This is a genomic window from Streptococcus oralis, from assembly GCF_001075875.1.
Taxonomy (GTDB): Bacteria; Bacillota; Bacilli; order Lactobacillales; family Streptococcaceae; genus Streptococcus; species Streptococcus oralis_I.
The window spans coordinates 47,120-58,329 of sequence record NZ_JUOS01000173.1 but is presented as its reverse complement, the minus strand read 5'-3'; the positions used below and the strand labels follow the sequence as shown (position 1 = coordinate 58,329).

The following is an 11,210-nucleotide window of genomic DNA, read 5'->3' as shown; positions in this document are numbered from 1 at the left end:
CGTACTCAAGTACAGCCTGCGGCTAGTTTCCTAGTTTGCTCTTTGATTTTCATTGAGTATTATCTCAATCCTCTATGAAGACTTTTCTACAGTATTCTGTCAAATCTGATTTTTTTCCAAAAGACAAAGGAGGACTCGAATGGTCCTCCTTTGTCTTGGATAATTATCCCTTATTTATATGAATTATAGTGCAAAAGTAATCACACCTAAAACTGAACGGTTTAGATTTCTCACTTCTTGCATACTTTCTTCAAATTTCTTATAGCGAGTGACACCATATTCTTCTACGAAAAGGACATTCTCAAATGCTAAAAGATCTTTGACATTTTGCAAGTTAACAAACTGAACACCCTCAAGATTCAATTTGTATTCTGCTTGTAATTTATTCAAAATACGATTATCTGAACTTACAATTGCTAGTGGTTGACCTTGACACTTGTAACTCAATAGTTCAGAAAGATTTTCAAGAGTTGTAATAGTTGAAACAAAGTCTACTTGATAAGCAGAGAAATCGCCTGCACGATTAATAGTTGGGTTGAAGAGGTAAACTAGAACATTCGCCATGATCACTAGGATGACACAGAGAATACCAATAATCACTAAGCGCAAAATAAGATTTTTCAAGTTAAAGCCAAGAGCAACTTCTCCATTCGGAGTCAATTCTTTAGAGTTCACTGTTTCAAGTTTTTCAATCTTAACATCTGTATAGGTAGACTTGAACTTGTCAATCAATGAATCAAACTTGCTTTCAAAGAAATCATTTACTTCCTTACTTGGAGTTAAAATTTTAACAGTTACACCTGCATCATCAATCAATGGGTTAATCGTTAATTTTTTTGTCCAATAGTCACTTGCAGAATTCTTCAATGCTGTTTCTGTGGTATCTAAATCTTTAGCGATTTCCTTCATCTTATCAGAATCAACATCATTGAAAAGAAAGGCACCATTGAGATTACCATCAATTAGTTTTGCATAGAAGTCACTATAGCCACCAACCTGATGATTCAAAATTGTTTTTGATGATGTTTCTGGAGCAGTTATCTTATAGGTGATATAAGTAGAATAACTAGTAGAATCTTTGACTGTATTTTTATTTTTAACAGCTTTTAAAGTAAATGGTACAGCTATGAGAGCAAATAAGGCTAGTAAAGCTAGCAAATTTACTTTACGTTTTTTATAAAGATTTGCGAACAAATCAGCTACAGAATATTGTTCAAACATGTATTTCCCCTTTTTTGATTAAGTGATGATTTTCTTTTGTGAGCATTTTTGCCACGAAAATGATAATAAGAACAATTCCCCAGAATTGCATTGTAAAAAGATTAAAGAAACTTTCTGAGAAGCTACTTCTAGGCATAAAGAATAAATTATTTAAGATTAGCAAAGATAATGCAAATAAGATTGTTCTTGAGCGATAAGCTACTTGCAGCATGGCTATAAATAGCATACCAAGTAAGATACTTAGTAGAAATAGTCCCAACATACCATAATCAGTATACAATTCCATGATATAACTACTTCCAATACCATGGCCTCTTAAATATTCTTTGTTTAGAACGAGATAGGACAGATTGTGGGCATAACTATTACTATCGATCGCTAGTTCGATACTATTTGTCGTATGTTCAAATGGTTTGGCACCAAATATGATTCCGATACTACCTCTCGCAAAATAGTCAACAACCGGACCAAAAGTGAAATTTCGGAAGTCTCTATACGGAAGACTACTATTGTACAAGAATCCTCTCGCTAAAACTCCAAAACTAGTTCCTTGTTTATAAATGAAATCGAGTAATAAATCAAAAACTCCACTATGGGATACTTGAGCGTTATCACGAACATAGTTTAGTGCTCCCATCGCAAGCATGAGAACAGGTGTTCCAAGATAAATAGCCAATTTTTCTTTGAAACCAATCCATTTCCCTTTCTCCGTTTGTTCACGCATAAAGTAGTAAACAAAGGCGAAAATCAAACTCAGAATAAAGGGATTTCTGGTACCAATTACTAAGTGAATCAAGTTAGCCGCGATATAGGCAACTAAAACCATTGTCGCATGTGACTTTTTAGGTTTGGTTGCTAAGTAAACACACATGGCATAAACCGTGAAAGTCGATAAGATATAGGTAAAGTAGGGCAATTGACTTTCAAAATTTGCATAATAATTGTAATAAGAAGTTTGCAAACGGTATAGCAGGCGCTCAAATAGTCTAAGGAAATAAAATGGATAGGTGAGTAGAAATACACTCAATGACACAAAACGTAATTTTTTTATATAATTGACATTCACTGTTTTTTCCACTTTTACAGGAGCTTTGCTTTTTCGAACAAGATAATAATTCGCTATAAAACCTCCTATTGTCAGTCCTAAAATAGAAACAATGACAACTAGGAAAGCAAATCGATAGGCAATTGGTTGGTAGGTGTCTAGCGCTCCATCTCTAAAATAATCAATGGTGGGTCTGGATACCAAAAATATAAAAATTGTGATAAAGAATATAAAGTGAATCAAATAGTATTTGATATTATTCCAGCAAAGTAGCAGACTGCTAATTAAGAGCAAAAGCAAAGTTGTCAGAAGTCCTACGTTGTTACTGGTAAACAAATAAGTGATTCCGCTTATTATGGTTACGATATAGCTTAGAATCGTAACCGTTAGCAACATTCGTTTGCCATCAACCATCTCAGCCCTCCTTTTCTAATTAATTTTTTTCGATTGCTCAATATTTTTAAACAATAATATTCTATACAATCTTACATTTACAAATAAGGCTAAAGCACTAATACGTCTTCCTTTTCTAAAAATGGTATTTTTGAAAATAGCAAAGACATGTTTTTTCAAGTAGCCATAAATCCTTGGATAGTCTTTAAACTCTTTGAATTTATCATCTAGAAGCATTTTATCCAAGATAAAGAAATGTGCATATGCCAGTCTAAAGAAAGCTACTTCTGTTAAGTTTGGATATTCCTTAACGACTTCAGTATAAAATTTTTGATAAATATCAATGTAAGCTAAGTCTTTTTCCGCATATGGTTTGGTAGTAATACTATCTCCTCGGTGGAAATAATAATAGTACGGTTTGGTATTCACAACATACTTTTTAGCTACTTTAATGAGATCAAAATGATAATAGGCATCTTCATAAATCAAACCTTTTGGAAAAGTTAACTGTGCTGCAATTTCCTTCTTGATGAGTTTGTTACAAATAGTACCAGGTATTTTCTCACCAATTAAATATTCTCTGAGGAATGTTTCAGTATCACATACAAAATAATCATCCTGGTTTTCAGTTTGCGGACTCTCACTATTGGCATAGACATTCATAACCCCACAGCTGGAAACATCCGCATCTTCATTGACTAATTGTTGGTATAAGCTAGCAATCATTTCAGGATGTATATAATCATCCGAATCTATAAAAATAACATAGTCTCCGTGGGCTTGCTTCAATCCATCATTTCGAGCTTGAGACAAGCCTTCATTTTCCTTGTGATAAACCAAAACTCGTTCATCTTGTTCAGCAATTTGTTCACACAAGCGACCACTTTCATCTGTCGCCCCATCATCAACGAGAATGATTTCGAGGTTTTGATAGGTTTGTTGCTGAATGGATGCTATTGATTTTTCAAGGTATTGCGCCACATTATAGACTGGAACAATGACACTAATTAATGCAGTTTCCATGCTACTCCTCTATTAGTTTTTCTACTTGTTCAATTTGTTTAGCAATCGTAAATTGCTGAATAAATTGACTGGCTTCATCGACATTAAAGCTTGATGCAACTGTCATGTAGTTCTCAATTGCTTGAGCTGCTTCTTGATTGCTTTCAATGATTTTACCAAATCGTCCTTCTTGAGATAATTCCTCTGCACCGCCTACTTCAGTAGATACAAAGGGAACTCCCAGACTCAAGGCTTCAACATAGACTCCAGGAAAACCTTCCTGTTTGGACATGGATAAAAGAACTTGCATCTTAGAAAGATACTGATACGGATTCTTTTGATAACCAAGGAAATGAACGTAATCCTCAAGTTGATACTCTTTGACTCGTTTTTTCAGCTCCTCTTCCATGTCACCAGCACCTATAAAGTAGAGGTGATATTTATTGCCTTGCTGGTGCAACAGTCGTATAACTTCTACTACTCGGTCAGAACCTTTATTTTCTTCAATACGTCCAATGGTACAGATGCTCTGAGGAGCTATCTCAATAGCCACCTTCTCTTTTGATTTTTCCAAAATGCTTGCAAAATCATAACCATTATAGACTGTTACTAATTTCTGTGAGTAATCTGGATAAACTTCTTTGATAGAATTGCTGGTTTTTTTTGAAATTCCTACTATCCTATCAGCATCATCCAATTGTCGTCTATGAGAATCACGCTTCGAACTATCTGTTAAAAATTCTTCAATACTTCCATGAATCCAAGAAATCTTCTTCACTTCTTTTCGTTTAGAAAATAAAAGAGGAGGATTCATAATGGTAAAGGAAACCTCTACATCATATTGATCTTTTACAAGTAAACGTCTGGTGAGTCTTGGGAAATAAATTCTCAATCTCCATAAAAGCGCTCTTAACCATCTTGGTTGACGGTAGTCTTGAAAAGCTTTTAAAATTCTCACATTTTCAGGCACAGGTTCGTATCCTTTATCAAAATGTTCCATTTCAAGGATATCAATATCATACTTTTCCGGATCCAAGTTTGAAACAATCGTAGAAAGGATTTTTTCTGCACCTCCGCCTAGAGAGAAGGACCACATAAAAAATAAAATTTTCTTCTTATCCACCATATTCTCCCTTATATTCAGTGTAACTCTTATCCATATCTGCTATAAGGGCATCGTGGTGAGGCACTTGCTTGTCAGCTGGTGGTGGTGTCATGTAGTCACCAAAAGCTGTGCTTAGATAGGCATCATAACCAACTGGAATAGGCATTTCTGTTCCTTCGAATGGCAGGAAAATGTTGTCTTCAAATGCTTGAATTGGATACTTCTTCTTCATGTAGCCTGGACCTGAGCATAATTCTGTGATGCCATCACTTTCTGATGGACCATACTTGGTCATTTCTTTCTCAGCCTTTTTCCAGATACGATAACGAAGGGCTTTAGGAGTTAATCCTAGCAAAATGGTACTACCCCACTTCATGAGAGCTCCGTGTTTTTCTGGAATGGTTTGTGCACAAAAGAGAGAATAAATCAAAGCCCAACGTACCTGTTTCTTACGTTCAGCTGGGTTTTTAGGGTAGTAATCCAAGGGAAGAACATCCAAGGCCAAGCCGTGTGGTAGATCCAAATCTTGTTGATAAGGCTTGATACAAGTCGTCTCCTTGTCTCGAATAGTGATAAAGAGGTTGCGGTCAACAAAGTCTCTATCACTTTTTGATAGGAAGTAACGCTCGTCCGCATAACGAGGCCATAGCTCTGCTAGTTTTTCATAATCCTTGCGGGGCATAAAGAAGTCTAAATCATCATCCCAAGGGATAAAACCTTTATTTCGTAGAGCTCCAATAGCTCCTCCACCACACAAATAACAGAGTAAATCGTGTTCTTTACAAAAGGCGACAAAATATTCAGCCATCTCTAGGCTACGAGCTTGAATTGCCTTTAAATCACTCATCTTATTATCTTCCTCTTCTATAGAATACATCATTCTATTATACCATAAAAATAGTTTATAAATCCATCTGACCATGTGAAAAATCAAAGTCCAAGATACCCATTTTCATAGGTGCCTCAAGCTCTGATTCATTTTACATTTTATCTAAATCCCATCTGGGTCAGTTTATTTTGATAAGCTTTTTGGTCCACTCGAAGGGATTGACCGCCGTATACGTCAAAGTCATCTACCCAGTCTCCAAGTTCTGGAACTGTCAATCTTTCAATACCATTCTGCGCACCTTCAAGGACTGATAAGCCATTGGTCAATAAGAAAGTATATGGAAGGTTTGTAGAGGTCATGGCGAATACTTTTCCTAGTGCTTCTGAACCAGTGAAAAGTTTTGTCGGATCTTTAATTTGTTGTAAAACAGCAGTCATGACTTGTTGCTGTCTACGAGTACGTCCATAGTCCCCTTCATCATCATCACGGAAACGTGCATAGTTGAGAAGAGTCGAACCATTCATCTGTTGTTTCCCAGCTCGAATGGTTTGAGTCGGTGACTCAGTTTCCGTTGCGTGCAAGTCATCTCCTACAGTCGCTTCTGTAACTGGGACCCCGTTTAGAGTTGAAAACTGAGCATCAATGGTCACACCATCAGGGAAAAGCGTATCAATGGCTGTCGCAAAGGCTTGAAAATCGACAAGGGCATAATATTTGATGTCTAGATCAAAATTATCCTTGAGGACCTTGCGGACCATTTCGGCTCCTTGTTTACCTTCTTGTTCCCCTAATTCGTAGGCTAAGTTTAATTTATGGTCAGTCTGTTTTTGACCATTGATGACTTGACTATATCCATCAATATAAACCAAGTTATCACGCATAAAGCTAACAAGCTTCAATTTTTTATCTTTGCCACTTACATTCAGAACCATAATGGAATCTGTCCGTGTTTCTGCACTATTCTGTCCGATACGTCCATCCGTACCCAAAATAAGAATATTAACCCCATCACGCGTATCTTGTCCATTGAAGACTTCAACCTGAGCAGCTTTGGCATCTTTGGACCCATTTGAGCTATTAGGATTCGCCGATTGGAATCCCTTTAAGAACATGACGATCATTCCAACTGCTACACAAAGGAATAACATCCCTAACCAAGCAAATAAGCGTTTAAAACGAAAACCTCTTTTTTTCTTTTGCTTCTTAGCTTTTGGAACCTTCGTTTCCAGTTGAGCCCCACCACTACGGCGGCTAGAGCGACTACGATTAGCATAGGTTGGCAGGTCGATACCAGAGTCTGAAAGAAGTTGTTCCTTGGCTTCTGGATTGAAAACTTCCGCTGAACCTTTTTGACCTTCTAACTTAGCATGTAAAAAGTCAAATTCTCTCTTTTCTTTTTCATTCAAATAATGAATATTTTTCAAAAGATAGTCATATCTCAGTTTTTCATGGTGTGTCAAAGGATTCTCTCTAGTCATTCCTTCTCCTTTCCTTTATCCTGTATGGTATAGATAGGATAAGCACCTAGTACTTTATACTGGATTCCAATCGTTTCTAATTCTTTTTGAGCAAAGTGGACCAGTTCTTTATCAGTATAAGCGACATCAATAATAAAAAAGTATTCGCCCAAGGCTGTTTTTAGGGGACGACTCTCAATTTTAGTCAAGTCAATCCCACGCCATGCAAAGGTCGAGAGTGCTTTGTATAATGCGCCTGGAAGATTATCTGGCAAGGTCAAAGCTAGACTCATCTTTTCAGAACCTGGACTCAAGGGGATTTGTGGTAATTTAGGTCCCAAAACCCAAAAACGAGTAAAATTGGCTTCCATTTCTTGAATATCTTGAGCGACCAGCTTTAAACCATATTCCTCTGCAGAACTTCTTGGGGCAATCGCCGCAAATGGTTGATCAGGATGCTCAGAAACATAGCGCGCAGCGTAGGCTGTACTGGCAGTGACTTCTAGTTGCGCATCTGGATAATGCTCGTCAATAAATTTCTTCCCTTGTGCCAATGCTTGTGGGTGAGAAAAGATTTTCTCTATTTTATACTGTCCTAGTACTGCCATCAATTGTTGGTGGATAGGCTGAACAATCTCTGCCACAGCTTGAATGCGAGCTTGATGGAAAAGATAGTCCAGTGTCTCATGAACACTACCTTCAATGGAATTTTCAACTGGCACTACTGAATAGTCTACCAATCCCTGTTCATAGGCCTTCATAACGTCTGTAATATTTGAAAATGGCTCCAGTTCCTCATGAGGAAAAGCCGTCTGCACAACATGGTGCGAAAAAGATCCTTTGGGACCTAGATAGGCAATTTTCATGTCAATTCCTCTATAATTTCCTCTGGGCTTAGCTTGGACACATCGATAACTTTACTAGCCACTTCCTCATACCAAGCCTGTCTTTCATTAAAAATCCCTGCCAAATCTTCCTTACTATTTTTTAGAAATAGCGGGCGTTTATTTTCCTTATCATCTGAAATTCGCTGGTAAAGGGTCTCAAAATCTGCTTTAAGATAGATGTTGTCTGGATTTTGCTTGAGTAAGGCACGATTTCGAGGAGAAATAACGATTCCTCCTCCTGTGGAGATAACTTGATCTGTCTTTAACAGGTCAGCTAGGACTTCTTCTTCTACCTGACGGAAGGCTGCTTCTCCTTTTTCTTCAAAGAAACGAGCAATCGGCATCCCCAGTCGGTCTTCAAGCAAGGCATCCATGTCTACAAAGTCAGGATCTAATCCTCTAGCAATAGTAGATTTTCCTGCCCCCATAAATCCAAGTAAAACCTTAGCCATGAATCAAAGTCTCCAAATCATTAAAGAAGCTTGGGTAGCTAGTATTAATAGCTTCTGCACGATCCAATTCAACTTCTCCATCTGCCACTAAAAGCGCTGCAATGGCTGTCATCATACCGATACGGTGGTCTCCAAAGGTGTTGACTCTGGCTCCATGGAGGGCAGATTTCCCTTTGATAATCATGCCATCTGCTGTAGGAGTAATAGCTGCTCCCATGCTATTTAAAGCATCTGCAACAACTTGAATACGGTCAGTTTCTTTAACCTTGAGTTCTTCTGCATCTTTGATGACCGTTTGCCCTTGAGCTTGGGTAGCTAGGAGAGCAATAATTGGTAATTCATCAATTAAACGTGGAATCAAAGCTCCACCAATTTCTGTTCCCTTCAAATCTGAAGTTTCAACAGTCAAGGTTGCAGACTTAGCAATTGGATCAATATCAGTAATCTCTAATTTGCCACCCATAGCACGGATAACATCAATAATCCCTGTACGAGTTTCATTAATACCGACATTCTTAAGTACCACACGAGAATTAGGAACAATCAAACCTGCCACCAACCAAAAGGCTGCACTAGAAATATCTCCAGGTACGACAACCGTTTGTCCATTTAGTTTCTGTGGTCCCTGAACTGTGATTTTCTTACCATCGACACTCAAGTCTCCACCAAATTGACGCAACATATCTTCTGTATGATTACGAGTGCACTCCTTCTCAATGATGACAGACTGACCCTGAGCCTGCAAAGCTGCAAAAATCAAGGCTGACTTGACTTGAGCAGAGGCAATTGGCAATTCATAATGAATAGGTGTTAAATTTTTCGTTCCTTTTAAGTGCAAAGGTGGCAAGTCTCGCTCTGTCTGACCAGAAATGCTAACTCCCATTTTTTTCAAAGGAAGGGTCACACGGTCCATAGGACGTTTGGAAAGACTGTCATCTCCAAACATCTCCACTTCAAAATCTGCACCAGCAAGGACGCCTGAAATCAAACGAATAGAGGTCCCAGAATTTCCCATATCGAGAGCGTTCTTAGGGGCTTTCAATCCATCCATGCCAACACCTTGTATGGTAACGACACCGTCTTTGTCCTCTATCTCAACGCCTAGGTCACGAAATACTTGCATGGTTGATAGGACATCTTCACCACGTAAAATATCATAAACCTTAGTCTCACCTTCAGCCAAACTCCCAAAAATGATAGAGCGATGACTGATAGACTTATCTCCTGGCACTCGAATACTACCATTCAAATGGTTAATGTTTGTTTTTAACTTCATGCTAGACCTCATACTGACAATACTTTTTCTTATTTTATCATAAAAAGTCAGAAATTTCTTAAAAATTCCTGACTTTATGAGGTAAATCCTTATTTTAAAAGTTCTGAAATTGGTTCAAATACAATTTTTTCAATATCAGAAAGGTAGATAGAAAGTTGTTGCTGTTTGGCAAAGAATTCTGACAAGAGAGAGTTGCCTTGAATCTGTTTACCAAAGCCTTCCATTTTTTCTTGGAAAGAAGCGTCTGGCATTTGTCCAGTTTGTGCCATCACTTGGATTTCATGCTGAAAAGCAATATAATCTGCAAAAATCTTGCTAGCTTCTGCATCGGTTTGGATAGCATCTCTAGCTTCCTTAACCGCCTTGTATTCTGGCAATTCGCGTAGTCCACGACTAAGTTCGTTTGCACTATCATAAATATTTGACATAATTGTCCTCCTTATTTAATAACGACTGTATAATTCGTATTTTCTGTAATGACTTGCTCAGCACGTTTTAAATCCTGAGCATTCTTAAAGGAAATCTGCAGAATCCCGTGAATATCTTCACGATTTTCCTCATTGATATGGATATTGACCAAGGAAGTTCCTCGTAGTAATTCCAAGATGCGCAAGATAACATCTTCCTCATCGGGAACGTCTACATAGAGGTCATAAGAACTATCAACACCACCACGTTTATGGATTTCCATAGCTTGGCGTTGCTCACGCGCTTGGTTGAAAAAATTCCAGATTTGGTTTTCATCACCCTTACTGATAGCTTGTCCAATCTCTTCCAAACGGCCTTTGAAGTCCTCGATGCGTTCAATAATGGTCTCCCGATTGGATAAGAGGATAGAAGTCCACATACCTGGCTCACTTTCGGCAATCCGAGTCATATCTCGAAAACCACCTGCTGCAAATCGTCGTGCCATCTCATGCTCTTCAGCATAGTTGGCAGTTTGTTCCATCAAACCTGATGCCAAGATATGAGGAAAATGACTAATCTGAGAAGTCACTCGGTCATGTTCCTCAGCATCGATTTCGATGAAACGAGCATGGAGTCCTGAAAGTAGGTCTTTCATTTCTTCAAGCGTATCTGGAGTCGTTAGGCTCGAAGGTGTAAAGATATAGTAGGCATTTTCAAAAAGATTAACATCGGCAGAAGCCGCTCCTGTCTTATGACTCCCTGCCATAGGATGAGCTCCAACAAAGCGAACAGACTTATCAGCAAAACACTTCTCAGCTGTAGCCACGATAGCTGACTTGGTCGATCCAGCATCGGAAATAATGACACCTTCTTTCAAGTCCAAGTTGGCCAATTCCTTAATAAAGGCAATGGTTTGCTTGATTGGCAGTGTAAGAATGATGACGTCTGCAAGTGGAGCAAAACTGGCAAAAGCATCCGTCGCACGATCAATCATTCCTCTATCCAAGGCAATCTCTCTGGACGCTTGACTACGATTGTATCCTAAAATTTCATAATCAGGATGATCCCGCTTGATTCCGAGTGCCATGGAAGCACCAATCAAACCTAGTCCTGCGATATAGATGGTTTTTGCCAT

Annotated in this window: 11 protein-coding genes; all 11 read right to left on the bottom strand. The window is 38.3% G+C overall.

What is annotated here, in order from left to right; translation table 11 throughout:
• Positions 1 to 183: 183 nt before the first annotated feature.
• Positions 184 to 1,221: a hypothetical protein gene (locus ADM33_RS09455; protein WP_049504781.1), complete on the bottom strand. Its 1,038-nt coding sequence runs from the start codon at positions 1,219 to 1,221 to the stop codon at positions 184 to 186.
• On the bottom strand, positions 1,214 to 2,680 hold the full coding sequence (locus ADM33_RS09450; RefSeq protein ID WP_049504778.1) for an O-antigen polysaccharide polymerase Wzy family protein: 1,467 nt from the start codon (positions 2,678 to 2,680) through the stop codon (positions 1,214 to 1,216). The genes ADM33_RS09455 and ADM33_RS09450 overlap by 8 nt, the downstream gene beginning before the upstream one ends.
• Before the next feature lie 15 nt (positions 2,681 to 2,695).
• On the bottom strand, positions 2,696 to 3,682 hold the full coding sequence (locus ADM33_RS09445; protein ID WP_049504776.1) for a glycosyltransferase family 2 protein: 987 nt from the start codon (positions 3,680 to 3,682) through the stop codon (positions 2,696 to 2,698).
• Position 3,683: 1 nt separating this feature from the next.
• Positions 3,684 to 4,787, bottom strand: coding sequence for a glycosyltransferase (locus ADM33_RS09440; protein ID WP_152906839.1), 1,104 nt, complete (start codon positions 4,785 to 4,787; stop codon positions 3,684 to 3,686).
• Positions 4,777 to 5,613 carry a LicD family protein gene (locus ADM33_RS09435; protein WP_049504785.1) on the bottom strand — a complete coding sequence of 279 codons (837 nt, stop codon included), beginning with the start codon at positions 5,611 to 5,613 and terminating at the stop codon, positions 4,777 to 4,779. The genes ADM33_RS09440 and ADM33_RS09435 overlap by 11 nt, the downstream gene beginning before the upstream one ends.
• 140 nt (positions 5,614 to 5,753) lie before the next feature.
• The gene (locus ADM33_RS09430; RefSeq protein ID WP_049504774.1) at positions 5,754 to 7,073 is read right to left on the bottom strand and encodes an LCP family protein; all 1,320 of its coding nucleotides are present in this window, start codon (positions 7,071 to 7,073) and stop codon (positions 5,754 to 5,756) included.
• Positions 7,070 to 7,918 (bottom strand): prephenate dehydratase, encoded by an 849-nt coding sequence (pheA, locus tag ADM33_RS09425; protein WP_049504770.1) that lies wholly within the window; start codon positions 7,916 to 7,918, stop codon positions 7,070 to 7,072. Before pheA ends, ADM33_RS09430 begins: the two co-directional genes overlap by 4 nt.
• Positions 7,915 to 8,391, bottom strand: a complete 477-nt coding sequence (locus tag ADM33_RS09420) for a shikimate kinase (RefSeq protein WP_049504767.1) — start codon at positions 8,389 to 8,391, stop codon at positions 7,915 to 7,917. Before ADM33_RS09420 ends, pheA begins: the two co-directional genes overlap by 4 nt.
• Positions 8,384 to 9,667, bottom strand: coding sequence for a 3-phosphoshikimate 1-carboxyvinyltransferase (gene aroA / locus ADM33_RS09415; protein WP_049504765.1), 1,284 nt, complete (start codon positions 9,665 to 9,667; stop codon positions 8,384 to 8,386). Before aroA ends, ADM33_RS09420 begins: the two co-directional genes overlap by 8 nt.
• 89 nt (positions 9,668 to 9,756) lie before the next feature.
• Positions 9,757 to 10,095: a YlbF/YmcA family competence regulator gene (locus tag ADM33_RS09410; RefSeq protein ID WP_049504764.1), complete on the bottom strand. Its 339-nt coding sequence runs from the start codon at positions 10,093 to 10,095 to the stop codon at positions 9,757 to 9,759.
• Between the two features lie 11 nt (positions 10,096 to 10,106).
• Positions 10,107 to 11,210: a prephenate dehydrogenase gene (locus tag ADM33_RS09405; protein WP_049504762.1), complete on the bottom strand. Its 1,104-nt coding sequence runs from the start codon at positions 11,208 to 11,210 to the stop codon at positions 10,107 to 10,109.

Bases quoted from the DNA above. Each gene is read 5' to 3' on its own strand.
- ADM33_RS09430 (WP_049504774.1), bottom strand. From the start codon at position 7,073: ATGACTAGAGAGAATCCTTTGACACACCATGAAAAACTGAGATATGAC.
- ADM33_RS09405 (WP_049504762.1), bottom strand. From the start codon at position 11,210: ATGGCAAAAACCATCTATATCGCAGGACTAGGTTTGATTGGTGCTTCC.
- ADM33_RS09420 (WP_049504767.1), bottom strand. From the start codon at position 8,391: ATGGCTAAGGTTTTACTTGGATTTATGGGGGCAGGAAAATCTACTATT.
- ADM33_RS09410 (WP_049504764.1), bottom strand. From the start codon at position 10,095: ATGTCAAATATTTATGATAGTGCAAACGAACTTAGTCGTGGACTACGC.
- ADM33_RS09450 (WP_049504778.1), bottom strand. From the start codon at position 2,680: ATGGTTGATGGCAAACGAATGTTGCTAACGGTTACGATTCTAAGCTAT.
- ADM33_RS09455 (WP_049504781.1), bottom strand. From the start codon at position 1,221: ATGTTTGAACAATATTCTGTAGCTGATTTGTTCGCAAATCTTTATAAA.
- ADM33_RS09445 (WP_049504776.1), bottom strand. From the start codon at position 3,682: ATGGAAACTGCATTAATTAGTGTCATTGTTCCAGTCTATAATGTGGCG.
- ADM33_RS09440 (WP_152906839.1), bottom strand. From the start codon at position 4,787: ATGGTGGATAAGAAGAAAATTTTATTTTTTATGTGGTCCTTCTCTCTA.
- aroA (WP_049504765.1), bottom strand. From the start codon at position 9,667: ATGAAGTTAAAAACAAACATTAACCATTTGAATGGTAGTATTCGAGTG.
- pheA (WP_049504770.1), bottom strand. From the start codon at position 7,918: ATGAAAATTGCCTATCTAGGTCCCAAAGGATCTTTTTCGCACCATGTT.
- ADM33_RS09435 (WP_049504785.1), bottom strand. From the start codon at position 5,613: ATGAGTGATTTAAAGGCAATTCAAGCTCGTAGCCTAGAGATGGCTGAA.